The sequence below is a fragment of the uncultured Tateyamaria sp. genome, assembly GCF_947503465.1.
GTDB lineage: Bacteria > Pseudomonadota > Alphaproteobacteria > Rhodobacterales > Rhodobacteraceae > Tateyamaria.
Genome location: NZ_CANNDN010000001.1, coordinates 119,319 through 144,955, shown reverse-complemented (window position 1 = coordinate 144,955; position 25,637 = coordinate 119,319). Strand labels below are relative to the sequence as shown.

Sequence of the window (25,637 nt, the reverse complement as noted above, 5' to 3'; positions counted from 1 at the left end):
ACGCGATCATCCGGCCGACGCTGGTTCCTTTTCCGCCTCGGCGTGAATCATCAGAGGGGCCGCATCCGAATTGACCGCTTCCTCGTTGACCACAACTTCGGTCACCGACTCGAGCCCCGGCAACTCGAACATCGTGTCGAGCAGGATATCTTCCAGGATGGAACGCAGGCCGCGTGCACCGGTTTTGCGTTCAATCGCCCGTTTGGCAATCGCGCTCAGCGCATCATCTGTGAATGTCAGTGACGTATCTTCCAACTCGAACAGACGCTGATACTGCTTGACCAACGCGTTCTTGGGTTGGGTCAGGATGGTGACCAGCGCATCTTCGTCCAGATCTTCGAGTGTCGCGAGCACCGGCAAGCGGCCCACGAATTCCGGGATCAGGCCGAATTTCAGCAAGTCCTCGGGTTCGAGATCGGTAAAGATTTCGCCCACGCCACGTTCATCATTGTCGCGCACATCAGCGCCAAAGCCCATGGCCGAGCCCTTGCCGCGCTGCGCGATGATCTTGTCGAGACCTGCGAATGCACCGCCACAGATGAACAGGATATTTGTGGTGTCCACTTGCAGGAATTCCTGCTGCGGATGCTTGCGCCCGCCCTGCGGCGGGACCGATGCCACGGTGCCTTCCATCAGTTTCAGAAGGGCCTGCTGCACCCCCTCGCCCGACACGTCGCGGGTGATGGACGGGTTTTCGGATTTGCGCGTGATCTTGTCGACCTCGTCGATATAGACGATGCCGCGCTGCGCGCGCTCGACATTGTATTCCGACGCCTGAAGCAGCTTAAGGATGATGTTCTCTACATCCTCGCCCACATAGCCCGCTTCGGTCAGGGTCGTTGCATCGGCCATCGTGAACGGCACATCCAGAATGCGCGCGAGCGTCTGGGCCAGCAACGTCTTGCCACAGCCCGTCGGGCCGATCAGCAGGATGTTGGATTTGGCAAGTTCGATATCCCCACCCTTCTGGGCATGGTTCAGGCGCTTGTAGTGGTTGTGCACGGCCACCGACAACACGCGCTTGGCCATGGCCTGGCCAATCACGTAATCATCAAGCACCTCGCAAATGTCCTTGGGCGTCGGCACACCGTCGGTGGACTTCAGGCCGGATGCCTTCGTCTCTTCGCGGATGATGTCCATGCACAATTCAACACATTCATCGCAGATGAAGACTGTCGGGCCCGCAATCAGCTTGCGCACCTCGTGCTGGCTCTTGCCGCAAAAGCTGCAATAGAGGGTGTTCTTGCTGTCGCCGCCCGAATTCGTGGCCATGTCGCGTCCTTCCCGGCAGATGCCGCCATTCCAGGTGCCGGATCATCTCCGGCGCGCCCCGCGTTGACCGTCAGCTTAAGACAGCCCCGCAGGGTCCACAATCGTCTTTTTGCCTGACCTCGCGGTCAATTCACGCCAGTCGTGAAGACCGGCGCGACTGCCTTATTTTTCGTCATCGTCGGACTTGGCCCGCTGGTCCACGATCTCATCGATGTGGCCCCATTCCTTGGCTTCTTCCGGTGTCATCCAGGTGTCGCGGTCCAGAGCTTTCTGCACAGTGTCATAATTCTGGCCGGCATGCTTGACATAAAGCTGATAGATCCGCTCGCGCGTTTGTTCGATATGGCGCGCCGAAATCAGGATATCGGACGCCATGCCCTGCGACCCGCCGGACGGCTGGTGCACCATGATTTCCGAGTTGGGCAAGGCAAAACGCATCCCCGGCTCTCCACCGATGGCGATGACAGACCCCATGGAGGCCGCCATCCCGCAGATCAGCGTCGATACCTTTGGCTTGATGTACTGCATCGTGTCGTAGATCGAGAACCCAGCCGTCACTTCGCCGCCCGGAGAGTTCACGTACATGCTGATTTCCTTGGACGGGTTTTCCGCCTCAAGATGCAAGAGCTGCGCGACGACAAGGTGGCTCATCCCCGAATGGATCGGGCCATTGATGAAGATGATCCGTTCCTTCAGCAGGCGCGAGAAGATGTCATAGGCCCGCTCCCCCCGGCTGGTCTGTTCGACCACCATCGGGACCAGATTGTTGGTGATGTTTGCATATTGATCGATGGGGTCGCGCATGATGTCCTGCCTCGTCAGACTTCTGCGAGACCATACCCGCAGAGAAGTTACCCGAGTCTTAGTATCGGCATTCGGGGGCTGCAAGGGCACGCGAATTGATGTGGCGCAATTGCCCTTGACCAATTTTAGTGCGAACTACGTATTATTCGGGTACGACCCTATTCTAGGAGGCTCCATGTCCATTCCACTTGTCATTGGCCGCGTGCTGCTTGCGTCCCTGTTCATCCTCGGCGGTCTGGACAAGATACTGGACCCGGACCCGTCGATCTTGCGGATGACCGAAGTCGGCATGCCTCTTGCACATCTTCTGATCTACCCGGTGATTGCGCTGGAACTGGGTGGCGGCCTTCTTGTTGCATTTGCGCGGGCCTGGCCGCTGCGCCTCGCCGCCACTGCGCTGATTGTGCACACCCTGGCGATCAACCTGCTGCTTCACCCGTTCTGGGCCGCAGCCCCCGAGCTTGCACGCATCGAAGTGTCACTATTTTTCAAGAACATCGCGGTTGTCGGCGGCTTGCTGATCGTCGCCAGCGGCGGGCGCGTTCCGGCGCAGAGTTGACCTGTTGGCGCGCTGCCTTACCTCCGCGCCATGAGCGACGCCCTGATCCGTTTTCCAGCAACCCGCACCGCCGCGCTCGAGCGGCTCCATCGTTTCTTGCCCCATGCCGGGCGCGATTATGCGGCGCGCCGGAACTTCGACCTGGGCCGAGACGGACATACCGGCGTATCCACCCTGTCCCCCTACATCCGGGCGCGGTTGATGACAGAGGCCGAAGTGCTGCAGGCCACGTTGGCCCGTCACAGTGCCGCCGCCGCCGAGAAGTTCATTCAGGAAGTCTATTGGCGCACCTATTGGAAAGGGTGGCTGGAATTGCGGCCCGCGGTTTGGGGCCAGTACAAGACGGCGCTGAAAGGCGCGCTGGACGGGGTGCAAACACAGTCTGGCCTGCGCGACAGGTGGGCAGCGGCCTGCACCGGCAATACCGAGATCGAGTGCTTTAACATGTGGGCGCAAGAGCTTGTTGAAACTGGGTATTTGCACAATCACGCGCGTATGTGGTTCGCGTCGATCTGGATATTCACCTTGCGCCTTCCATGGGAATTGGGCGCGGATTTCTTCTTGCGGCACCTTCTGGATGGCGATCCTGCGTCCAACACGCTCAGCTGGCGCTGGGTGGCCGGTATCCAGACCCCGGGCAAAACCTATCTCGCGCGCACCTCCAACATCTCGAAATACACCGAAGGGCGGTTTGCACCGAAATGGCAACTGGCGGGCGAGGCGCAGGCGCTTAACGGTCCGGCCAAGCCCGACGCGATGCCCCTGCCCGATGCGGATGTCCCCATTCCAGGCCCGCGCACCGGTCTGATCCTGCATGACGATGATCTCAGCCCCGGTTACATTCTGGACGCTGGCGTCGCACCCGTTGCGACGGCGGTGATCACGACACGATCTGGCCTGACGCCGCTGAACGTAGCCCCGCATGTGGCCCAATTCGCCGATGCCGCGGCGCGGGACACCGTGGACCGGTATCGCGACAGGTTGGGGGATGTCACCCATGCGGCGCCGACTGCGGATGCGTTGGCCGCCTGGGTCGCATCGGCCGGGGTAGATCAGATTATGACGCCATACGCACCCACGGGGCCCGCCGCTGACGTTCTGGCCCGCCTTGCCCAAATGGCGGATGCCCCGCCTGTCCGACGCATCCGGCGCAGCTTTGACAGCGCCGCGTGGCCCCATGCGACGCACGGTTTTTTCCGGTTCAAGGACAAGATACCGCACTTGCTGGGCGAGCTGCGAGGATTGCGCGCAGCCGAATAGGGCCGTGGCTTACACACCCAGGTAAGTGTTTGCGACCTCGCCTGCGACGTCTTGCATCGGCCCGTGCCAGACAGAGCGTCCGCGCTGAAGGATCACCGCGTGATCCGCAATGCGCCCCAGTTCCGCCAGCGATTTGTCCACCACCAACAGCGACAGCCCAGTGTCACGTCGCACCGCATCCAGCGCCGCCCAGATTTCCTGCCGAACGACGGGGGCCAGCCCCTCGGTCGCCTCGTCCAGCACCATCAGACGCGGATTGGTCATCAGCGCACGCCCGATGGCCAGCATCTGCTGTTCGCCGCCAGACAGATACCCCGCCATCTGGTCCGCGCGTTCCCCGAGGCGGGGAAATAGGTCGGACACGGACCTCAGGTCCCATGCGCCGGGCCGGGCCGCGGCCAGCAGGTTTTCCTGCACCGTCAAGTTGGCAAAGATCCGGCGGCCTTCGGGAACAAGACCAAGACCCGCGCGTGCCGCCACATGCGGTGCGACACCGTCCAGGACCCGCCCACCGAACGTGACCTGACCGCGCGACTGTTTCAACAGGCGACAGATCACCCGGATCGTCGTGGACTTGCCCATCCCGTTGCGCCCCATCAGGGCCAGCACCTCGCCCTCGTCCAGGCGCAGGTCGACCCCAAACAGGGCCTGCGCGGCGCCGTAGGAGGCTTCGATCCCGTCAAGCTGCAAGAGGGTCATGCGGGAACCTCCTCACCCAGATAGGCGGTGCGCACATCCGCGTTCGTTCGGATGTCGTCGGGGGTGCCGGTTGCAATGATCCTGCCTGCAACCAGCACTGAAATGCGGTCGGCAAGGGCAAAGACGGCGTCCATGTCATGTTCGACCAGCAAAATGGGCGCGTCCGCCTTGAGTTGCGCCAGAAATGCCGTCATCCGGGACGTGCCTTCCGCGCCCAGCCCCGCCATCGGTTCATCCATCAGGAACAGTTTCGGCTGCAAGGTCAGCGCCACCGCCACTTCCAGCAATCGGCGCTGCCCGTGACTGAGTGTGCCGACGCGCATGTCCGCAACCTCGCGCAGACCCACGCGGTCCAGCGCCGCTTGGGCAGCGCTGCGCGTCTTGGCAGTGCCAAGCGCCGATCCAAGGAACCGCCAGGCACCGCGCTGCGCCCCGATCACACCCAGGGCCGCGTTTTCCAGCACGGTGTTGTCCATGGCCAGCGCACTGATCTGAAAGGTGCGGCCCAGACCCCGTTGGGCCCGCGCGGCCATACCCAGGGCCGTGACGTCCTCGCCCCCAAGACTGATGCGTCCGGCGTCGGGCATCAGGCCCCCTGCAATCTGCTGGATCAGGGTCGACTTGCCCGCCCCGTTTGGACCGATCAGCGCATGGATTTCGCCCGGAACAAGGTCCAGTGATACGGCATCCGTAGCCTGCAACGCGCCGAACGACTTGGACACGTCGCGGATATCCAGCAGCGCGCGGCTCATGCCCCACGCCCCGGCTCGGTCAGTGCGCCGATCACGCCGCCCCGGGCGAACAGAACGACAAACAGCAGGATCGCGCCCAGAAACACCAACCAATAGTCGCTGACGCCGCTCAGCATGTGTTCCAGCAGCACAAACAGACATGCCCCGACCACCGGGCCAAACAGGCGGCCTATGCCGCCCAGCACGATGAAAACGATGAATTCGCCGGACATTTGCCAACTGAACATGGTGGGCGACACAAACCGGTTGAGATCGGCAAACAGCGCGCCGGCAAGACCCGTGATCGCGCCCGATATGACGAAGGCCTCCAACCGCAGGCGAAACGGGCTGAGCCCGACGGTTTCGACCCGCACGGCGTTCTGCCGGGCGGATCCCAGCGCCAACCCAAACGGAGACCGTTCAATCCGGCCCATGATCCACAGGACGATGGCAAGTACCCCGAACACAAGGGCGAAGAACTGGATCGGATCCAGCGTGTTCAACCCCGGAAAGCTGTTGCGGACATAGATGCTCAGCCCGTCCTCACCCCCGTAGGCGGGCCAGGAAATCGTGAAATAGTAAAACATCTGCCCGAAGGCGAGCGTGATCATGATGAAGTAGACGCCTGCCGTGCGCAGCGCCAAAAGGCCAATCAGCAGCGCCGCCAGGGCACTGACGAGAACCGCGACCAGCCAGATCACCGGCATGGACGTCGTGCCCTCGACCATGAACAGGCCCAGATCAATCGCGGTAAAGCTTTGGGCATGGCTGGCCAGAATGCCCATCGCATAGCCCCCGAGACCGAAAAACACCGCGTGGCCGAGGCTGACAAGCCCGCCGATACCCAGAGCGAGGTTCAGGCCCACCGCCGCCAGCGCAAGGATCGCGGCGCGAGTGGCAAGGGTGATCGTGAACGGTTCGTCCAGCACCACCGCAAGCGCAGCCACCGTAGGCAGCGCCAGGAAGACCAGTGTGTTGAGGACCGGTTCACGCAGCATCAGGCCGCCCCATAGAGGCCGGTGGGCCGGAAGATCAGGACGACGGCCATAAGCACATAAATCGACATCGACGCCAGCGCGGACCCGACCGTGGTGGCTGCGGACGCGTCCATGAACCCGCCCAGCGCGAGGGGCAGTACCACACCGCCCAGCGTATCCGTCAGCCCCACCAGCAAGGCCCCGACAAACGCGCCCTTGATCGACCCGATCCCGCCAATGACAATAACGACAAAGGCAAGGATCAGCACCGGTTCCCCCATGCCGACCTGTACCGACTGGATTGCCCCGACAAGCGCGCCCGCCAGACCAGCCAGCGCCGCCCCCAAGGCGAAGATCAGCGTGTAAAGCCTTGAAATATCGACACCAAGGGCGGCAATCATCTCTCTATCGCTTTCACCAGCGCGTATCTGGATACCGATCCGCGTGCGCGCGATGAGAAGGAACAACCCCACAGCCACCAGCAGACCGATCAGAATAATCAGCAACCGGTAGGCCGGGTACTGGATGCCCCCCGGCAATGTCACGGGCCCTGCCAATGCGGACGGCACGTCAAGGTACAGGGGAAAAGACCCAAACAGCCACCGCATCCCTTCGGACAGGATCAGGATCAGGGCAAACGTCGCAAGCACCTGATCCAGGTGGTCGCGATCGTACAGCCGTCGGATCACCCCCACTTCGATCACCACACCCGCCGCTGCGGCGGCCACGAGGCTTGCGCCAAGCGCAAGAACAAAGGATCCGGTTGCGCCCGCGACTGCCGCCGCCGCGAACGCCCCGATCATGTAAAGCGACCCATGGGCCAGGTTGATCAGGCCCATGACCCCAAAAATCAGGGTCAGCCCAGCCGCCATCAGAAACAGCATGATCCCCGATTGCAGCCCGTTCAGCACCTGTTCGATCAACAGAAGCGTCGTCATTCGCCCTGCCCCGCTAGATGCACAGCATCTTGCAAGCCCTTGAAATAATGTGAAAAGACCCCGGAATGGCCGAGGCCAACCTGATTATAGCTTGCAATCCGCCGCGTACGGATCGCTGTGATCTGTCGCGGCTGTGCCGATGATCCGGTTGGTGACCAGATCACCTTCCTTGATCACTTCGCGCATATAGATGTCCTGCACCGGGTGATTGTTCGACCCGAACGAGAACTTGCCGCGCACGGATTGGAAATCAGCCTCTTTCAAGGCGGCACGGAACGCATCCGCATCAGCCACGTCCGCCTTGCCTGCAGCCGACGCAAGCAAAAGGCCCGTGTCAAAGCCCTGCGCGGCATAAATGGACGGCAGACGGCCATACTCGGCCTGGAAGGCAGCCACGAATTCGGCATTGCCGGGCACATCAAGGTCCTTCGACCAGTGGGCCGTATTCTTGGCCCCGACGGCCGCGTCCCCAATGGCACCCAGAATGCCCTGATCAAAGCTGAACGCCGGGCCCGACACGGGTTTGTCCACGCCCGAGCCTGCATATTGCTTCATGAACGAAATCCCCATGCCCCCGGGCAGGAAGAAATAGATCTGGTCCGCGTCGCTGGCCCGCATCTGCGCAATCTCGGCGGCATAGTCGGTCTGGCCCAGCTTGGTATAGACCTCCGCCGCGATCTCGCCCTCAAAGGTGCGCTTGAACCCCGCCATGATGTCCTGACCTGCGGGATAGTTCGGCGCCATCAGAAACACCTTGCCCGCCTCGCCGTTCAGCGCCGTGCCCGCAGCTTCGGAAAAGGCATCATTCTGCCAGCTGACGTTGAAGTAGTTCTGGTGGCACCCCTTGCCGGCCAGCGCCGACGGTCCCGCATTGGGCGACAGATAGAACTTGCCCTGTGCCGTCGCCGCAGGCACCACCGCCATGGCCAGGTTCGACCAGATGATGCCGGTCATCACATCGACCTTTTCGGATTGGATCATCTTGTCAGCCAGTTGTACCGCGATGTCGGGCTTGCGCTGGTCATCCTCGATGACGACTTCGATATCGTCATTGCCCTTCACCGCCAGCAAAAAGCCGTCACGCACGTCGATGCCAAGGCCCGCACCACCCCCGGACAGCGTGGTGATCATCCCCACCTTGACCCCGTCAGCCTGCGCAGCCGTGCCCAAGGCAGCGATGCAGCACGCCGCCATCAATCGTTTCAATGTCATTGAAGTCTTCTCCCTATTGATCCGGGCTCTTGCGGCCCGTCTTTCCCGCGCCATCAGGCCCCTACGGCCTGCGCGCGTCAAGACCTAGGTGACACGCTGCCGGGTTGTGAATGCGGGATCGTCCCACAGGCGGCCGGTCATCACCGCTTCAATGTGGTCGACCGCCGCCACCACGTCCGCATCATCCAGATACAGCGGCGTAAAGCCAAAGCGCATGATGTCGGGCGCCCGGAAATCACCGATCACACCGCGCGAGATCAGGGCCTGCATCGCGGCATAGCCATGTTCGAATGCAAACGACACCTGGCTGCCCCGCCGTGCGCTGTCACGCGGGCTGGCAAGGGTCAATTGCGGCACGCGTGCCTCGACCTCTCGAATGAACAGCTCTTGCAAGTCGATGGACGCCGCGCGCAGGGCCTGCATGTCGATGTCGTGCCAGACCTCAAGCGCGGCCTCCAGGGCCGTCAATTGGATCACCGGCGGCGTGCCGACGCGCATCCGTTCGATCCCAGGTGCCGGGCGATAGTCCAGATCAAAGGCAAAGGGCGCGTCGTGGCCCAGCCACCCGGCAAGCGCAGGCTCCACATGATCGGCAAGGTCCTTGCGCACATAAATGAACGCGGGCGCACCCGGCCCACCATTGAGGTACTTGTAGGTGCAGCCCACAGCGAATTCGCAGGCACAGCCCCCCAGATCAACCGGCAATGCCCCCGCACTGTGCGCCAGATCCCAGATCATCACAGCGCCCGCACTGTGGGCCAGTTCGGTGATCATCGGCATGTCGTGCAACCGTCCCGTGCGGTAATCCACCTGGGTCAGCAGGACGGCAGCGATGCTGTCATCGATGGCCTCCGCCACGGCCTCGGGTTCCACGACGCGCAACTCATACCCGCCTTCCAGCATCTGGATCAGACCCTGCGCCATGTAAAGATCGGTCGGGAAGTTACCGGAATCGCTGAGGATAATCTTGCGCTTGGGGCGCATTTTCAGCGCCGCAGCCAGCGCTTGATAGACCTTGATCGACAGGGTGTCACCCATCACGACCGTACCAGCGGGCGCACCAATCAAGCCGCCAACCAGGTCGCCAACGCGGCTGGGCTGCGCCATCCATCCGGCGCTGTTCCATCCCTTGATCAACTGCGCGCCCCATTCGTCCTGCATCATCGCGGCAACACGCCCTTGCGCCGCTTTCGGCAAGGGTCCAAGCGAATTGCCATCGAGGTAGATCACGCCGTCCGGCAAATCGAAAAACTCTTTTCTCAGAACCATCTACAGGGCTCCTCTCACGTTCCAAAGTTCGGGAAACAGAACCACGTCCAGCATTTTGCGTAAATAGCTGACGCCAGCCGTGCCACCGGTGCCCCGTTTGAAGCCGATGATGCGTTCGACCGTGGTGACATGGTTGAAGCGCCAGCGGCGGAAATAGTCCTCCAGATCCACCAGCTTTTCGGCAAGTTCATAGAGTTCCCAATGCGTTGCGGGGTCTTCGTAAACCAGTTGCCACAGATCTTGCACCGGTGCCTGTTCCAACCAGGCGCCGGTATGCGCCGCGCCCGCCAGGTCCCCGGCATCAAATCGGGCGGCAAGGCATGACAGCGCCACCTGGTACAGGCTGGGCCGCGCCAATTCATCTGACAGGATCACAAAGGCTTCGGGTCGGTGCGCATGCACCTTGGACACCGCCAGCTGCCGGTTGCCCAGGATGTATTCAATCAGCCGGTACTGATGTGACTGAAACCCGGACGAATTGCCAAGGCTGGGTCGAAAGGACGTGTATTCACTGGGCGTCATGGTGCGCAGCACGTCCCAGGCCCCGTTCAGCTGTTCAAAGATACGCGCGACACGGGTCAACATCTTGAAAGCAGGGGCAAGGTTGCCTGCCGCAATCGCATCACGGGCTGAATTCAATTCATGGATTGCCAGCCGCATCCACAACTCGGACGTCTGGTGCTGGATGATGAACAGCATCTCGTCATGGGCATCCGACAACGGATGCTGCGACGACAACAGCGCATCAAGCCCCAGGTAATCGCCATAGGACATGTCGCCCGCAAAATCGAGCTTGGCGCCATGGTGGTCATCACTGCTGGTCATGTCTGGCCTCCCCCGCCTGATAATGTGCGGGCGGGCGGTAATGTCCACACCTGGACGGGGAATGGCGGAGACTGTGGGATTCGAACCCACGGGACGCTCTCACGCCCAACGGTTTTCAAGACCGCCGCATTCGACCACTCTGCCAAATCTCCGTGCGCCCTGCTTTAGGCACGCAATCGCGATTCGGCAAATGCCCACAGTCACGGGGAAATTTGCCGATAAACGAATCGGGTGCTTTCCAGAACGGCCACATGTGGCTATTGTGTCGTCAGAACCCTGCACAAGCGGGGCAAATTTCGGTGTCGGACGCGACACCAAGACAGCCCAAAACGGGCACACAGGCAACAGCAGGCAAGGACTTGGTCCATGAGCAGAATTTCCTCCCGTTTCACCCTTCGGAGCAGCACCGCCGCCCTTCTCGCACTTGGCCTACTGGCCGGATGCGACGAAAGCGGGCAATTCGTGGCAATGGATGCGTTCAAGCGTTCGAACACCTCCGTTGAAGGGGCGCCGCAACCCGGTGTACCGATCAAGACCGTTGAACGGGACGTCGAAGTGCCTGAGGTGTTTTCGGCGACCGAAGCCGGCCTTTGGGACGGGCGTCCATCGCTGGGCGGTGTCTGGGTCGCGCATCCCGACGTCACCGACCCCGAGCGGGTGATCATCCGAAATGCCGACAACAACCAGTTCGTCGTGGGCGCACTGTTCCGCCGCGAACGGGATATTCCGGGACCGCGCCTTCAGATCAGTTCCGACGCCGCCGAGGCCCTTGGCATGTTGGCGGGTGCACCGGCGCAGCTGAACGTCACCGCCCTGCGCAAGGAAGAAGTCGCGGTCGAACCCGAGGCAAGCCCCATCGACGCAGAAACCGTTGCCGCCCCGGCGGATGTGACAACCACCGCCCTGGACCCGATCGAGAGCGCGGCCGCCGTGCTGGACGCCCCGACCCCACAGCCCGCGGCCACCGCACCCTCTGCGGCACAAGGCATCCAGCCGGCCGCGACCCCGCAACCCACGCCTGTTGCCGCACAAACGCGGCCAGCGGCGTCCCGTCTGGACAAACCCTTTATCCAGATCGGCATCTTCTCGATCCAGGCCAATGCCGAACGCACTGCCAAGCAGATGCGCGGCGCCGGGGTCATCCCAACCGTGAAAACCTTTGAACGCGATGGCAAACCGTTCTGGCGTGTCGTTGTCGGCCCTGCAGGCACGGCACCCGAACGCAGCCAGCTGTTGAAGACCATCAAGGCCGAGGGGTTCACGGACGCATACGCCGTCACCAACTGACCAGGAGCAACCCACCCGTGATCCGCCCCCTTGCTGCCGCCGCCCTGCTGATCGCAACCACCGCCCTGCCCGTCACCGCGTTCGAGACGCGGGCGACGGCGGCCTATGTGATCGATCACACCACCGGCACCGTTCTGCTGAACAAGAACGCGGACGAGCCCTTGCCGCCTGCGTCCATGTCCAAGCTGATGACGCTGTACATGGCGTTCGAGGCCATCGAGCGCGGGCAATTGTCGATGACGGACGAACTTGTGGTGTCCGCCCATGCCAACAGCTTTGGCGGGTCCACCCTGTTTCTCAAGCAGGGCGAACGCGTCTCGGTCGAGGACCTGATCCGGGGTATCATCGTGCTGTCGGGCAACGATGCCTGCGTTGTCATTGCCGAGGCGCTGAGCCCCGACGGGACCGAGGCGGGCTTTGCCAGGCTGATGACCCGTCGCGCGCAGGAAATGGGGATGACCAATTCCACCTTCGCCAATTCCAGCGGCTGGCCCGCCGCGGGCCACCGCATGTCGATGCGGGACCTGGGCCTGCTGTCGCAACGGCTGATCACCGACTACCCTGAATACTACCCGATGTTTTCGGAAACAGAGTTTCTGTTCGACACCAACGAAAGCTCGAACCGGTTCAACCGCAATCCCCTCCTCACCCTTGGCATTGGCGCGGACGGACTGAAAACCGGCCACACGCAAGAGGCCGGCTATGGCCTGACCGGCTCGGCCAAACAAGGCGACCGCCGCGTGGTCTTCGTGATTTCGGGCCTCGACAGCGCCGCGACCCGGGCCCAGGAATCCGAGGCCATCGTCAACTGGGCATTTCGCCAGTTCGCCGAACGGACGCTGGTAACAGGCGGGCAACGCGTGGCGACGGCGCGTGTCTGGGAAGGCGCCGAACCCGAAGTCGGGCTGGTCCCCGAAGAAGACATCTCTGTCCTGTTGCCGATCCTTGCAGGCAAGACGGTCGACGCCGAAGTGGTCTATACCGGCCCGATCCAGGCCCCCATCGCCGCCGGTACGCCCTTGGCCGAACTCGTCATCCAGCCCGAAGGCCTGCCCGAAAAGCGCATTCCGCTGGTGGCAGAGGCCGACGTGGCGCATGGCGGCTTTCTTGCCAAGATTTCGACCGCCGCCCTGTCCCTGATCGACCGGTTCAATGAAGGTGGCGTGTGACCTCCAAGGGGCACTTCATCACCTTCGAAGGTATCGATGGGTCCGGAAAGTCCACGCAAGCGCGGATGCTGGCGGATCATTTGCGCGCGCAGGGACATGATGTGATCCTCACACGCGAACCCGGCGGCAGCCCCGGGGCCGAGGAAATCCGCGCGCTCGTCCTGCAAGGGGACCCGGACCGCTGGTCGGCGGAAACAGAACTCCTTTTGTTCACCGCCGCGCGCCGCGACCACATGGAACGGTTGATCCAGCCCGCAATCGACAAGGGTCAGATCGTCATCTGTGACCGCTTTGCCGACAGCACGCGCATGTACCAGGGGCTCAGCCGGGGGGATCTGCGGGCCAAGGTGGACACGCTGCACACCCTCATGATCGGGCGCGAACCCGATCTGACCCTTCTGATCGACATGGACCCGGCCACCGGTCTCGCCCGTGCCAAGGGGCGTCAGGGCACCGAGGAACGGTTCGAGGATTTCGGCACCGAGCTGCAGGAAAAGATGCGGGCCGGTTTCCTGTCCCTCGCCAGTGAATTTGCCCACCGGTTCCAGACACTCGACGGCGCCCGCGATATGGATGCGGTTGCCCATGACGTACGGCGCGTGGTTGCACGGCATCTGTCTTCTTCTGGCTGAAAATACTTCGGGGGGTGGCGCGGATGCGCCGGGGGGCTGGCCCCCCTCCCCGCCCGGATGCTAGAGCACGGACATGGCTGACGATATCCCAGACCCAACAGGCATTCCCGGCGCGCCGCACCCGCGCGAAACGGACCGGCTGATCGGTCAGGACGCGGCACAAGACACGTTTCTGGAGGCGTTCAACACCGGCCGCCTGCACCACGCATGGCTGCTGACCGGCCCACGGGGCGTGGGCAAGGCAACGCTGGCATGGCGCATGGCCCGGTTTCTGCTGGCCACGCCCGATCCCGATCCGGATGACATGTTCGGCGCCCCGGTGCCCACATCGCTGGACGTCCCGGCGGATCACCCGGTGGCGCGGCGCATCGCGGCGGGGGCCGATCCCGGCCTCAGATCGGTGCACCGCACCGAAAACGAAAAAACCAAACGCCTGCGGGATCAGATCACCATCGACGACATCCGCGCGCTCGGGGCGTTCTTCCAGCTCAGTGCAACCGATGGCGGGCGGCGGGTCGTCATCATTGACGCCGCAGACGACATGAACGTGAACGCTGCCAATGCGCTGCTCAAAATGCTGGAAGAGCCTCCGGCCCGCACCACGCTGCTTCTGATCTGCCACCAACCCAGCAGGTTGCTGCCCACGATCCGCTCGCGGTGCCGCACAGTGCGCCTGAACACCCTGTCCGCCACGCAGATGCAGGATGCCATGGCGCAGGCGGGGGCCGCGCCCGGACAGCAGGTCGCGGCACTGGCCGAACTGAGCGCCGGATCGGTCGGCGACGCATTGCGCCTGTCCCTGCTGGATGGTCTGAAACTCTACCACGAGGTGATCCACCTGCTGGGCACGTTGCCCAATCTCGACCGCACCCGCGCGCTCAGCCTTGCCGAGGCCGCCGCCGGACGCGGGGCCGAAGAAAAGCTGGATCTGCTCTACACCCTGATCGACGTCGCCCTCACCCGTGTGGCCCGGACCGGCGCGCTGGGGCACCCGCCTTTGGTCGAGGCCGCGCCGGACGAGGCCGCGATCCTGTCCCGGCTCGCCCCCCACGCGGCACAAGCCCGCGCCTGGGCCGACACCGCACAGACCGCATTGGCGCGCGCACGCCATGGACGGGCCGTCAACCTTGACCCTGCCGCACTCGTCCTAGATACGCTGTTCAAGCTTTCCGAGACGGCCCCCGCCCGATGACCCCAGAAATCACCGACAGTCACTGCCACCTCGATTTCCCCGATTTCGAGGGCCAGCTTCCCGACATCCTCCGCAACGCTGCCGACGCAGGCGTGACACGCATGGTCACGATCTGCACGAAGCTGCGGCTGGAACCGCAGGTGCGCGCCATCGCCGAAGCCCATGCGCCGGTCTTTTACGCCGCAGGCACGCACCCGATGAGTGCGGCGGACGAACCGCTGGCAACCGTGGATGAGCTGATGGCCCTTGCCCAACATCCAAAGTTCGTGGGCATTGGCGAAACCGGGCTCGACTACCACTACACGTCGCAAAGCGCCGACATCCAGAAACAGTCGCTGCGCATTCATATCGACGCGGCCCGTGAAACCGGTCTGCCGCTGATCATCCACGCGCGCGCCGCCGATGACGACATGGCCCGGATCCTGACGGATGAATACAGGCAAGGCGCATATGCCTGCGTGATGCACTGTTTTTCATCCTCGCGGGCGCTGGCCCACGCGGCCCTTGATCTGGGCTTCTACCTTTCGATGTCCGGTATCGCCGCCTTTCCCAAAAGCCAGGACCTGCGGGACATCTTCGCCAATGCGCCCATGGACCGCATCCTCGTGGAAACCGACGCCCCCTACCTCGCGCCGCCGCCCCACCGGGGCAAGCGGAACGAACCGGCCTACACCGCCCATACCGCGCGCAAGGGGGCTGAAACGATGGGCCTCGATTACGCCGCGTTCGCGGCACAGACCCAAAAGAACTTTGACCGCTTGTTCTCCAAGGCGGCGGCCTACACTGTGCCTGCATGACTGACACGCTGACCTTCACGATCCTGGGCTGCGGCTCCTCGGGCGGTGTGCCCCGGCTGGGCGGGCACTGGGGCGCGTGCGATCCGGCCAATCCCAGGAACCGCCGCCAGCGCTGTTCGCTTCTGGTGGAACGCGCAAACGCCGCAGGCACCACGACCGTGCTGGTGGACACCTCCCCGGACCTGCGCAACCAGTTGCTGGCAACGGATACGGGGCGGCTCGACGGGGTGATCTACACCCACGCCCATGCCGATCACGTGCACGGCATCGATGATCTGCGCATGATCGTCTTCAACATGCGCCAGCGTCTGCAAGTCTGGGCGGATGGCGACACACAGGACGATCTGATCAGCCGCTTCGGCTACGCCTTCGTGCAACCCAAGGGCTCGCCCTATCCGCCCATCCTCGAACTGAACACCATCGACGGTGACACGGTGATCGACGGACCCGGCGGCCCGATCACGTTCAAACCGTTCAAGGTCAGCCATGGCAGCATCGACGCGCTGGGGTTCCGCATCGGCGATGTCGCCTACCTGCCGGACGTGGCCGATATCCCCGACGATGCCTGGGCCTGCCTTCAGGATCTCGACATCTGGATCGTCGATGCCCTGCGCCGCGACCCGCACCCCACCCACAGCCATCTCGACAACACACTCGCATGGATCGCAAAGGCCAAGCCAAGACAGGCCGTCCTGACCAACATGCATATCGACCTCGACTACGACACGGTGCTAGCCGAAACCCCCGACCACATCGAACCTGCGTATGATGGCATGACACTGACCATCGGGGTGCCGTGATCCAGGTTCACTTGGCACAATAAACTCCCGCCGGAGGCTCCCGCCCTCTGACACCGCCCCAGAGGCCCGATCATGCAAGCCCTCCTCGATGTCATCCTGCCCGTGTTCCTCGTCATCGGGTTCGGCTACGTCGCCGTCTGGCGGGGCTTTTTCACAAGCGCAGGCGTCGACGCCCTGATGAAGTTCAGCCAGAACTTCGCCATTCCGTGCCTGCTCTTTTCGGCGATTGCCGATCTCGACCTGTCGACCAGCCTCGACAGCCGTCTGCTTCTCAGCTTTTACGCAGGTGCAGCCAGCGGCTTTGCCCTCGGCACGCTGGGGGCCTACCATCTCTTCAAACGCGATATCGAGGACAGCATCGCCATCGGGTTCTGCTGCCTGTTCTCAAACTCCGTCCTCCTGGGCCTGGCGATCAATGAACGCGCCTACGGGGCCGACGCGCTTTCCGGCGCCTACACGATCATCGCCTTCCACTCGCCCTTCTGCTACGGCCTCGGCATCACGGCGATGGAGATCGCGCGCAACCGTGGCGGCTCCCCCCTGACCATGGCGCGGGGCGTGATCCGCGCCATGTTTCGCAACGTGCTGGTGCTGGCGATCATCGCGGGCTTCATCGTCAACCTCAGCGGCCTCGACCTGCCGGGCGTCCTGCGGGACGGGCTCGACCTCGTGATCCGGGCGGCTCTGCCCACGGCGCTCTTTGCGCTGGGCGGCGTGCTGATCCAGTACAGACCCGAAGGCGACGCGCGCATTATCGCCATGGTCTGCGTGATCTCGCTCCTGCTCCACCCGGCCATCACCTTTACCCTGGGCAGCGCGCTGGCTGTGCCCTCGGACACCTACAAGGCAGCGGTGTTGACGGCGGCCATGGCCCCCGGCGTCAACGGCTACATCTTTGCCAACATGTACGGACGGGCCAAGCGGGTGGCCGCCACGTCGGTCCTTGTGGCAACGGCCCTGACTATTCTGACGGCATGGATGTGGCTTGTGGCTCTGGGATAGACAGCTTGGCCCGCCGCGCCCGCGCCAATTCGGCGTTCAGCGCACCGCCCAGCAGAACCAGATAGGCGCTGATGAACAACCACAACAGCATCACGATCACCGCCCCCAGCGACCCGTAAACCTCGTTGTAGTTCCCGAAGTTCTGCAAATAGACCGAAAACCCGGTGGATGCGGCCAGCCAGCACACCACCGCAAACCCCACCCCGGGCGAAATCAGCCGCGGCCGCCGCCCCTGCAGGTTCGGACCCAGCCGGTAGATGACCGCAAATCCCGCCAGCAATACCGCAATGCCCACGGTCCACCGCAACAGCTCGATACCGAAATTCGCCCACGGCCCCAGCGGCAGAAACTCCATCACGACCGGCACCACAACGATGCAGGCCATCGCCGTCAGCACCACCCCGATCAGGCTGAGCGTCAGCAGGAGGGCCCGAATGAAATGCGCCACGCCCGACCGGTTCGGCGCGTCGTAGATCGCGTTCAACCCCTGCATCAGCGCCGCCACCCCGGCCCGCGCCGAAAACAGTGCAAAGCCAAATGACAACAGCGACGCCCAGCCCAGCGTCAGACCGTCGGTCGTCGACAATCTGGTCAGCTGTCGCGACAGCAACGCATAGACATCCGCCGGGATCAGCGCCTGAAACTCTTCCATCTGCTCAAGGGCCAGGCCGGGATCGCCCACGATCCCCCACAAGGCAATGGTGGCGGCGATGCCCGGAAACACCGCCAGAATGGCGTAAAAGGCGACACCCGCCGCAATCAGGCCCAGATGTTTCTGATCGTTCAACTCGGCCACATGCCGGATGGCACGCCACCAGATCGCGGGATTCTTCGGGGTGGAGTTGTCGCTTTCGGAATGGGTCATGGATCGGCTCATACCGCAACAACGCCCGAACTGCACCCTGCGGTTCCATACACCCGCGTCGGATGCCTGTAAAACGTCAAAGTGGTGCAGGTGATCAGACAAACCCAGAAACCAAGGCTCTCGCGGTTCCTGCGAAACCGCTGCCGCCTGCAACCGTTTCTCGTGCGTCCGGACCTTTGCTGCCGCAAAGGCCGTATGGTGCGGGCGGGGAGACTCGAACTCCCACACCTTGCGGCGCCAGAACCTAAATCTGGTGCGTCTACCAATTCCGCCACGCCCGCAACGAGGGTTCGTGTAGCAAAGCCACACATCGGATGCGAGACGTATTTGAAGAAAAATCTCAGCGACATTAAGGGGCTGTTGAGGTATTCTGTGCCCAACCTAGAGGCAGGTTACAGAAAGAGACGCCATGAAACCGAACACGGTCGGGCGCGAAACGGGCAACATGATGCCCCCTTTGCGCATTGATATCGCGCATGTCGGACTGGTGTCCGGCACGCTTCTTTTGACAGCGGACGGTGAGATTCCGGTCGAATATCTGTCGCCCGGGGACAAGATCATTACCCGCAACGCAGGGCTTGTGCGGCTCACGGCCATCCAGTCCTACCGCACGACGGACGAGGCGGTGAAAATCGCCGCCGGATCGCTGGGCGACACCAAACCGTCCCACCACATCATCATTCCCGCCGCTCAGTTGGTGCTGGTCCGCGACTGGCGCGCCCGTGCACTGCGGGGCGCAGCCCAGGCCGTGATGCCGGCCGGGTGCCTGATCGATGACGAGTTCATCACGTCACTGGGCCCGCGCGAGATGACACTGGTCCGATTGGGGTTCGAGGCACCCCACGTGGTCTATGCGGATGGGCTGGAACTCTCCGTCCCCGCGATGACCATGACCGGCGCCGAAGCGGCCTAAGGCCCCAACTCCCGCAACACCTGCGGCAGGATTTCAGGCAAGTCCTCGGCGATCAAGCCGGGGCCAAACGTACGCGCACATTCCACGTGCAGCCAGGCGGCGGCCTCGCAGGCCTCCATCGGTTCCAATCCGCGGGCCAGCAGCCCGGTGATGAACCCGGCCAGCACATCGCCCGCCCCTGCCGTGGCAAGCCAAGGCGCGGCGCGTCCGTACGTCGCCGCATGGACCGAACACCGGCCGTCCGGGTGGGCAATCACGGTATCCGGCCCCTTGTAGAGAACGACGGCCCCGGACAGCGCCGCCGCCTCGCGCGCGGCGTCAGCTTTGGAATATGCTGGCCCCCGTTCCGACAGCGCGTTCAGCTTCTCGGCAAGATCCGGAAACAGCCGCGCAAATTCGCCGCCATGGGGCGTCAGGACGCACCCATCGTGCAACATCGCGAACAGGTCACCCGGCGCCTCCGCAAAGGCCGTCAGCGCATCCGCATCCAAAACCACGCGCACCGCACGCGGCCCCAATGCACCCGCCTCTCCGTAGGGTGTGCGCTCCGCGCGCACCGCAACCGGCACCAGATCGCGCGCCCGTGCCACCCCCAACCCGGGACCGAGGCACAGCGCATTGATCCGCGCATCCTCCAACGCGGCGCGCAACGCCTCTGCATCAGCAATCCGCATCAACATCAAAGCGGTGATCTGCGCCGCCACCTCCATCTGCGCGGACGGCGGCACACCCAGCGTGACCAAGCCCGCTCCAATGCGCAGCGCTCCCCGAGCAGCAAGGCGTGCTGCGCCTGTGCGCCCAGGACCACCCGACAGAACCAGGGCGTGGCCGTAATCAAACTTATGACCCGTGACCTTTGCCAAAGCGGTGGGCGCTTTGACGGCCCGCACCGTTTCCGACCCGAGGATCGCGCCCGACCCGAGGGTGGGCGCATCGCGCCCACCCTGTGGGGCGGGTCGGGCGCGATCCGGGGCTGGCGCCCCGGCGGAACGGTTGGTCGGTTTGTCAGCCATTCAGGCCAATGTCCTTGACGACTGTTTTCATTCCGTGACCTTCGATCACTGTGTGGACGCGCTTACGCGCATGGAATGTGACAACCAAGTCTGCGAAAATCGCGGGAAAGGCAGGCGCATTGTTTCGCTGCCCCCAAATCATCTCACCGCTATCGCAGTCATAGCCGCTTGGGACGTCAATTGCGACCAGACGACTTTCATTGAGATCGCGATGAAGCGCAAGATAGTCCATGTGGACCATTACTTCATCGAGGCCGGTGATTGGACGTGCAAGCCCAATTCCAAAAAGAGCATCGACGACCAGAAAAGGTGGTTTTACTTCGTTTTCGTCTCCAGACAACTCGTCTGCTCTATGGCTTGCTTGATCACCGAACGAATGCTGCTCGTCCAATGCCGCACGAGGGAAGCCTAGTACGTTCACCCGGCAAATCTCCTGAAGTTGCCGAAAGTTCTCGCGCGCATCCGGCGGCAGCTTTTGGGCATCCCCATACAGGAACACCTCAACATCCCAACCGCGCGCATGCAACAACCGCGCCACCACAAACCCGTCACCGCCATTGTTGCCCGGCCCGCACAGCACCACGGCCCGGTGCGCGCCCTCGCTCAATTCCGGCCATTCCTCCAGAATGGCCTCGACCACACCGGCCCCGGCACGCTCCATCAGGTCCAGACCCGTCACCTGCCCCGACTCAATCGCGGCCTGTTCAATGGCCCGCATCTGGGCGGCTGTCAGCAGGTCGGTCACGTGCAAATCCTCAAAGTTTTCATTTCGCCTGTTTTTTGTGCGCTTCGCTCACCAGTTAAGCGCGTACCTCACAATTGCACTTTATCCCATACAATCTCTACCCCATCCCATGGACCTCCCAAACCAAGAAATGGTCCACCGCAGACAAGGCGCGACAAAGGGAGGCAGCCCCATGAAAAAGATCGAAGCAATCATCAAGCCCTTCAAGCTGGATGAAGTCAAAGAGGCCCTGCAAGAGGTCGGCGTTCAAGGGTTGTCTGTCATCGAAGTCAAAGGGTTCGGTCGGCAAAAGGGCCACACGGAACTTTATCGCGGCGCCGAATACGTGGTCGACTTCCTGCCCAAGGTGAAGGTCGAAGTGGTGCTGGACGACGATCAGGTCGATGCCGCCATCGCGGCCATCGTGGACGCGGCCAAAACCGAGAAAATCGGCGACGGCAAAATCTTTGTCACCCCCATCGAACAAACAATCCGCATCCGCACCGGCGAAACCGGCTCGGACGCACTGTAAACTCGCTACCAAGACAGGAAGGACTTCTCTGAAATGGCAAACCCCGTTCTCGACCTTATCAAGGAAGAAGGCGCAGAATACGTCGACATCCGTTTCACGGACCCGCGCGGCAAGCTGCAGCACGTGACCGTCATGGCCGATCAGGTCGACGAAGACTTCCTCGAAGAAGGCTTCATGTTCGACGGCTCCTCCATCGCGGGCTGGAAGTCGATCGAAGCGTCGGACATGAAACTGATGCCCGATCAGGCCAGCGCCTATGTTGACCCGTTCTATGCGGAAAAAACGATCTGCGTGCATTGTTCCATCGTGGAACCCGACACCGGCGAAGCCTACGAACGCGACCCCCGCGGCACTGCAGAAAAAGCCGAAGCCTACCTGAAATCCACCGGCATCGGCGACGCCGCCTACATGGGTCCCGAAGCGGAATTCTTCCTGTTCGATGACGTGCGCTATTCCAACAGCATCAACAAGGTCTCCTACGAAGTCGATGCAACGGACGCGTCCTGGAACACCGACACCGAATACGAAATGGGCAACATGGGCCACCGTCCCGGCGTCAAGGGCGGCTACTTCCCCGTGAACCCAACAGACGAAAGCCAGGACCTGCGCTCCGAGATGCTGTCGACCATGAAGCGCCTGGGCATGAAGGTCGACAAGCACCACCACGAGGTGGCGTCGTGCCAGCACGAACTGGGCCTGATCTTTGACAGCCTGACCAAACAGGCCGATGAGCTGCAGAAATACAAATACGTCATCCACAACGTCGCCGCTGCCTATGGCAAGTCGGCCACGTTCATGCCGAAACCCATCGCGGGCGACAACGGCACCGGCATGCACGTGAACATGTCGATCTGGAAAGACGGCAAGCCGCTCTTCGCAGGCGACAAATACGCTGACCTCAGCGACGAGGCGCTGTACTTCATCGGCGGCATCCTCAAACACGCCAAGGCGCTCAACGCCTTCACCAACCCCTCGACCAACAGCTACAAGCGTCTGATCCCCGGCTTCGAGGCCCCCGTGCTGCGCGCCTATTCGGCCCGTAACCGCTCGGGCTGCGTGCGCATCCCATGGACCGAATCGCCCAAGGCAAAACGGGTCGAGGCGCGCTTTCCCGATCCATCGGCCAACCCCTACCTGTGCTTTGCGGCCCTGCTGATGGCCGGCCTCGACGGCATCCAGAACAAGATCCACCCCGGCGAGCCGTCGGACAAGGACCTCTATGATCTGCCGCCCGAGGAACTGGCCGGCATCCCCACCGTCTGCGGTTCCTTGCGCGAAGCCATGCAAGAGCTTGAGGCCGACATGGACTTCCTGCTGGCCGGTGACGTCTTCACCAAGGACCAGATCGAAGGCTACATCGCGCTCAAGATGGAAGAGATCGAAACATACGAACACACGCCCCACCCGGTCGAGTTCGGCATGTATTACAGCTGCTGATCCTCCCTTCTGTAGCTGACCTTCAAGGGCGTCCTCCGGGGCGCCCTTTTCCGTTCACGAGGTAAGGAATTCCCAACTACTCCCGCATGACGCGAACTCTTAGGCTGACTGCATTTCAAACCAAAGAGGTGCTTTTCATGCCTTTCCATTTCGCAAAAACCATTTTGATCACCGGCCTTCTGGCCACGGCCCCCACGCTGGCCAGTGCCGTCTGCCACCACTGCCCGCCCGAACCCACCATCGGCGGCCAACCCCAGCCCACGGACGATGTGCTGATGCAAAACGGCGTGAACTGGGCCGAACGGCACGCCGCCAACCAGAAGGCGATCATGGAATATGACGGCTGGGACCCCGCGGTGCGCTTTGCCCAGTTCATCATCTGGTTCGCCCGCACCGCCGGGCCCAACATTCCAACCGAACAGGACCTGCAAACCCAATCGCAAAGCGCCCCCAATCACGCAGAGACGGGCCTGGTCCTCGCCCAGGGCAAGGATGACCTCTTTGGCGAACACCGCATCATCGTGCCGATCCAGGAAAAAGGGTTCATCGCCAATGGGCAGATGGCCTATGTCGAAACCAAGGGGAAAAACTACCCTTTGCAGGTGATCACGGCGGCCAGCACGACAAAGGGCTATGGCGGTTACCTGATGCTGACGGGCTACACGCCCGATGGCGACCCCGTGTTCTACGGCATTCCGTCCGGCGAAAACGACCTTGAATGGGTCTATCCCGTGGTCCGTGTCGTAGGCAGCAAACCCTCGGCCAAATCGGCCAAGCTCTACTCCGAAAAGGGCCGCGCGGTGCGCAAGCAATAAACGCAGGCATGACCGCTGAAAACCGGACACGGGCGCGCCGACGCGCGCCCGTTTCAGGCCCCGGGTCCTCCAGTTCTGCCGCGTCTGCACATCCCTGAATTCCGCACCAGATCAGCCGCTTGCCCGCGCAGTGCCCACAAAAGTGGCACATTCCCGCTCACGTTTCCGCGATGCAGCATGGGTCGTGAATTCCTGACTTGCGCGCCCATGCTCAAACGCCGACCATGACAGCATTAACCATTTTGAAAGTGCCCGTTATGACCACAACACAATTTTGCTTCCGCGTGTGCATCGCCGCCTCCGTCATCATGGGGCTGCACCTGATTTTGAACCACATCGCCTGACCCTTTGAAAAAGACCTTTCAGGCAGGCAACCCGACACTGTAGCCTTGTCGCGTCACCGCGAAGGGAGGGAGACATGATGCGTTTCACACTTTGGACACGCGGCACCTTGGCCGCGACCGCGATCATTCTGGCCCATGGCGCGGCCGCCCAGTGCGGCAATACCTCGGCCGGGTTCGAAGGCTGGAAAGCCTCCTTTGCGGCCGACGCCAAACGCGCCGGGGTCAGGGGACCGGGGCTTCAAGCCCTGGCAAATGCCCAATATGCGCAGCGCACCATCGCCGCCGACCGCAACCAGAAATCCTTCCGCTATTCGCTCGACAAGTTCATGCAGGTCCGGGGGGCCGACACGATCGTGGCCCAGGGCCGCAAGCGCAAGGCGCGCAACCCGGACTTCTACGCCGCACTTGAACGGCAATACGGCGTGCCCGCAGGCGTGCTGATCGCGATCCACGGAATGGAAACCGCCTTTGGCGGGTTCATGGGGGACAGCTCGGTTGTCTCGGCCATCGTGACCCTGACATATGATTGCCGCCGCTCGGACTTTTTCAGACCCCACGCGATCGGCGCGTTGAAACTGGTCGATCAGGGGTCGATCACCGGCGCGACCAAGGGGGCCAAGCACGGCGAATTGGGACACACGCAATTCCTGCCCGGCAATGCGCTCACCTACGGCGTCGATGCCAACGGTGACGGGCGCGTCGACCTCTACAACCAGACCGATGCGCTCGCCTCCACCGCCAACTTCCTGCGGCAAAAGGGCTGGACGCCCGGCCAGGGCTATCAGGAAGGCCAGCCGAATTTCGCCGTGATCAAGCAGTGGAACGCCGCCACCGTGTACCAACAATCCATTGCCATCATGGGCGCGCGGATCGACGGCTAGGCACGCGCCTCCGTTTCTTCCGACTAGAAATACGACGGGGGGGCCGCAGGCCGGGGGCAGCGCCCCCTCCACCCCTTGCCAAACGCGCACCAGATGTCTAGCTACACGCACAAGGGTTCAGGCCCCTGCCCTCCGCACCTCGTGGTAAAGTCCTGATGATCCGACCCGATCCAACGGTCGCAGCCCTGGCAATGCGGAGCCCCGGACCCCAGAACACCGCGACCGGATAACGGAGACGGATATGGACATCCCCCTTCCTTCCCGCGCCGCACTCAAGGCGCATGCCAAACGCCTGCGCGGCGCTTTGGCCGACGCAGGCACCACGATCACCCACGCCCAGGCACTGGAAGCTGTCGCGCGCCAATGGGGCGCACGCGACTGGAACACGCTCAGCGCGCGCGCCCATGACGCCCCGCAACATGCCTACCATCCCGGTCAGCGTGTCACCGGGCGCTATCTTGGTCACCGATTTGCCGCAAGTGTGAAGGCTGCGCGCCTGATGCCGGGCGGTCGGCACGCCCTGACCTTGCGGTTTGACGATGCGGTCGACGTGGTGACATCGCAGCATTTCTCTGCCTGGCGCAGGCAGGTGAACTGTGTGGTGGACCGGACCGGCCGCACGGAACGGAAAACATCCGATGGGCAACCGCATGTGGTGATCCACGCCGCCTTGGCCGGCGCGTAAAGC

Annotated in this window: 26 protein-coding genes, 2 tRNA genes and 1 pseudogene; 15 read left to right on the top strand and 14 right to left on the bottom strand. The window is 62.7% G+C overall.

Translation table 11 applies throughout. The annotated features are described in order from the left end of the window. Positions 1-6 precede the first annotated feature (6 nt). Together clpX and Q0844_RS00710 are read right to left on the bottom strand one after the other, a co-directional pair. On the bottom strand, positions 7-1,272 hold the full coding sequence (clpX, locus tag Q0844_RS00715) for an ATP-dependent Clp protease ATP-binding subunit ClpX (RefSeq protein WP_299041063.1): 1,266 nt from the start codon (positions 1,270-1,272) through the stop codon (positions 7-9). A gap of 162 nt (positions 1,273-1,434) precedes the next feature. Further along, positions 1,435-2,076, bottom strand: coding sequence for an ATP-dependent Clp protease proteolytic subunit (locus Q0844_RS00710; protein ID WP_299041062.1), 642 nt, complete (start codon positions 2,074-2,076; stop codon positions 1,435-1,437). 175 nt (positions 2,077-2,251) lie between these two features. Between Q0844_RS00710 and Q0844_RS00705 the strand changes: the two genes are divergently transcribed. Both Q0844_RS00705 and Q0844_RS00700 read left to right on the top strand, forming a co-directional pair. Next, positions 2,252-2,635: a DoxX family protein gene (locus Q0844_RS00705; RefSeq protein ID WP_299041060.1), complete on the top strand. Its 384-nt coding sequence runs from the start codon at positions 2,252-2,254 to the stop codon at positions 2,633-2,635. 30 nt (positions 2,636-2,665) lie between these two features. Next, positions 2,666-3,895, top strand: a complete 1,230-nt coding sequence (locus Q0844_RS00700) for an FAD-binding domain-containing protein (protein ID WP_299041059.1) — start codon at positions 2,666-2,668, stop codon at positions 3,893-3,895. A gap of 9 nt (positions 3,896-3,904) precedes the next feature. Here Q0844_RS00700 and Q0844_RS00695 read toward each other — a convergent pair whose 3' ends face one another. The 8 genes from Q0844_RS00695 to Q0844_RS00660 form a co-directional block, all read right to left on the bottom strand. Beyond that, the gene (locus Q0844_RS00695) at positions 3,905-4,594 is read right to left on the bottom strand and encodes an ABC transporter ATP-binding protein (RefSeq protein ID WP_299041058.1); all 690 of its coding nucleotides are present in this window, start codon (positions 4,592-4,594) and stop codon (positions 3,905-3,907) included. After that, positions 4,591-5,346 (bottom strand): ABC transporter ATP-binding protein, encoded by a 756-nt coding sequence (locus Q0844_RS00690; protein ID WP_299041057.1) that lies wholly within the window; start codon positions 5,344-5,346, stop codon positions 4,591-4,593. The genes Q0844_RS00695 and Q0844_RS00690 overlap by 4 nt, the downstream gene beginning before the upstream one ends. After that, on the bottom strand, positions 5,343-6,323 hold the full coding sequence (locus Q0844_RS00685; RefSeq protein WP_299041055.1) for a branched-chain amino acid ABC transporter permease: 981 nt from the start codon (positions 6,321-6,323) through the stop codon (positions 5,343-5,345). Before Q0844_RS00685 ends, Q0844_RS00690 begins: the two co-directional genes overlap by 4 nt. Further along, positions 6,323-7,240, bottom strand: a complete 918-nt coding sequence (locus tag Q0844_RS00680) for a branched-chain amino acid ABC transporter permease (RefSeq protein ID WP_299041053.1) — start codon at positions 7,238-7,240, stop codon at positions 6,323-6,325. Before Q0844_RS00680 ends, Q0844_RS00685 begins: the two co-directional genes overlap by 1 nt. A gap of 84 nt (positions 7,241-7,324) precedes the next feature. Continuing rightward, the gene (locus Q0844_RS00675; protein ID WP_299041051.1) at positions 7,325-8,452 is read right to left on the bottom strand and encodes an ABC transporter substrate-binding protein; all 1,128 of its coding nucleotides are present in this window, start codon (positions 8,450-8,452) and stop codon (positions 7,325-7,327) included. A gap of 84 nt (positions 8,453-8,536) precedes the next feature. After that, positions 8,537-9,721 carry a kynureninase gene (kynU, locus tag Q0844_RS00670; RefSeq protein WP_299041050.1) on the bottom strand — a complete coding sequence of 395 codons (1,185 nt, stop codon included), beginning with the start codon at positions 9,719-9,721 and terminating at the stop codon, positions 8,537-8,539. Continuing rightward, positions 9,722-10,546, bottom strand: coding sequence for a tryptophan 2,3-dioxygenase family protein (locus tag Q0844_RS00665; protein ID WP_299041048.1), 825 nt, complete (start codon positions 10,544-10,546; stop codon positions 9,722-9,724). It lies immediately after the preceding gene. A 62-nt stretch (positions 10,547-10,608) separates the two neighbouring features. Then, positions 10,609-10,698, bottom strand: a tRNA-Ser gene (locus Q0844_RS00660). Positions 10,699-10,912: 214 nt separating this feature from the next. On the opposite strand from Q0844_RS00660, the gene Q0844_RS00655 reads away from it, so the two are divergent. The 7 genes from Q0844_RS00655 (at position 10,913) to Q0844_RS00625 (ending at position 17,425) form a co-directional block, all read left to right on the top strand. Further along, the gene (locus Q0844_RS00655; protein WP_299041046.1) at positions 10,913-11,833 is read left to right on the top strand and encodes an SPOR domain-containing protein; all 921 of its coding nucleotides are present in this window, start codon (positions 10,913-10,915) and stop codon (positions 11,831-11,833) included. Between the two features lie 17 nt (positions 11,834-11,850). Continuing rightward, positions 11,851-13,002, top strand: coding sequence for a D-alanyl-D-alanine carboxypeptidase family protein (locus Q0844_RS00650; RefSeq protein WP_299041044.1), 1,152 nt, complete (start codon positions 11,851-11,853; stop codon positions 13,000-13,002). Beyond that, positions 12,999-13,634 carry a dTMP kinase gene (gene tmk / locus Q0844_RS00645; RefSeq protein ID WP_299041042.1) on the top strand — a complete coding sequence of 212 codons (636 nt, stop codon included), beginning with the start codon at positions 12,999-13,001 and terminating at the stop codon, positions 13,632-13,634. Before Q0844_RS00650 ends, tmk begins: the two co-directional genes overlap by 4 nt. A gap of 73 nt (positions 13,635-13,707) precedes the next feature. After that, a complete protein-coding gene (locus Q0844_RS00640) occupies positions 13,708-14,826 on the top strand; it encodes a DNA polymerase III subunit delta' (RefSeq protein ID WP_299041040.1) in 1,119 nt (372 codons plus the stop codon). After that, the gene (locus tag Q0844_RS00635; RefSeq protein ID WP_299041038.1) at positions 14,823-15,623 is read left to right on the top strand and encodes a TatD family hydrolase; all 801 of its coding nucleotides are present in this window, start codon (positions 14,823-14,825) and stop codon (positions 15,621-15,623) included. The genes Q0844_RS00640 and Q0844_RS00635 overlap by 4 nt, the downstream gene beginning before the upstream one ends. Then, the gene (locus Q0844_RS00630; RefSeq protein WP_299041037.1) at positions 15,620-16,423 is read left to right on the top strand and encodes an MBL fold metallo-hydrolase; all 804 of its coding nucleotides are present in this window, start codon (positions 15,620-15,622) and stop codon (positions 16,421-16,423) included. The genes Q0844_RS00635 and Q0844_RS00630 overlap by 4 nt, the downstream gene beginning before the upstream one ends. Before the next feature lie 72 nt (positions 16,424-16,495). Further along, complete coding sequence (locus Q0844_RS00625) at positions 16,496-17,425, top strand: AEC family transporter (protein ID WP_299041036.1); 930 nt, start codon at positions 16,496-16,498, stop codon at positions 17,423-17,425. Here the strand turns inward: Q0844_RS00625 and Q0844_RS00620 are convergent. Beyond that, positions 17,385-18,302, bottom strand: a complete 918-nt coding sequence (locus tag Q0844_RS00620; protein ID WP_299041035.1) for a YihY/virulence factor BrkB family protein — start codon at positions 18,300-18,302, stop codon at positions 17,385-17,387. The two genes, Q0844_RS00625 and Q0844_RS00620, sit on opposite strands and share 41 nt — an antisense overlap. 184 nt (positions 18,303-18,486) lie before the next feature. Beyond that, a tRNA-Leu gene (locus Q0844_RS00615) sits at positions 18,487-18,571 on the bottom strand. Between the two features lie 128 nt (positions 18,572-18,699). Between Q0844_RS00615 and Q0844_RS00610 the strand changes: the two genes are divergently transcribed. After that, positions 18,700-19,203, top strand: a complete 504-nt coding sequence (locus Q0844_RS00610; RefSeq protein WP_299041033.1) for a Hint domain-containing protein — start codon at positions 18,700-18,702, stop codon at positions 19,201-19,203. Here the strand turns inward: Q0844_RS00610 and Q0844_RS00605 are convergent. After that, a pseudogene (locus Q0844_RS00605) lies at positions 19,200-20,048 on the bottom strand (NAD(P)H-hydrate dehydratase); the annotation flags it as partial. The gene Q0844_RS00610 and the pseudogene Q0844_RS00605 overlap by 4 nt on opposite strands. A gap of 160 nt (positions 20,049-20,208) precedes the next feature. After that, entirely contained in the window at positions 20,209-20,961 is a 753-nt protein-coding gene (locus tag Q0844_RS00600) for an NAD(P)H-hydrate epimerase (RefSeq protein ID WP_299041031.1), read from the bottom strand. 172 nt (positions 20,962-21,133) lie between these two features. Between Q0844_RS00600 and Q0844_RS00595 the strand changes: the two genes are divergently transcribed. From Q0844_RS00595 to Q0844_RS00575, 5 genes are all read left to right on the top strand, one after another. Beyond that, positions 21,134-21,472, top strand: coding sequence for a P-II family nitrogen regulator (locus Q0844_RS00595; RefSeq protein ID WP_039683188.1), 339 nt, complete (start codon positions 21,134-21,136; stop codon positions 21,470-21,472). A gap of 33 nt (positions 21,473-21,505) precedes the next feature. Continuing rightward, positions 21,506-22,909 carry a type I glutamate--ammonia ligase gene (gene glnA / locus Q0844_RS00590; protein WP_299041026.1) on the top strand — a complete coding sequence of 468 codons (1,404 nt, stop codon included), beginning with the start codon at positions 21,506-21,508 and terminating at the stop codon, positions 22,907-22,909. Positions 22,910-23,046: 137 nt separating this feature from the next. Continuing rightward, positions 23,047-23,724, top strand: a complete 678-nt coding sequence (locus Q0844_RS00585; protein ID WP_299041025.1) for a hypothetical protein — start codon at positions 23,047-23,049, stop codon at positions 23,722-23,724. Positions 23,725-24,142: 418 nt separating this feature from the next. Then, the gene (locus Q0844_RS00580) at positions 24,143-24,949 is read left to right on the top strand and encodes a lytic transglycosylase domain-containing protein (protein WP_299041023.1); all 807 of its coding nucleotides are present in this window, start codon (positions 24,143-24,145) and stop codon (positions 24,947-24,949) included. A gap of 241 nt (positions 24,950-25,190) precedes the next feature. Further along, positions 25,191-25,634: a glyoxalase superfamily protein gene (locus Q0844_RS00575; RefSeq protein WP_299041021.1), complete on the top strand. Its 444-nt coding sequence runs from the start codon at positions 25,191-25,193 to the stop codon at positions 25,632-25,634. Positions 25,635-25,637: the final 3 nt, after the last annotated feature.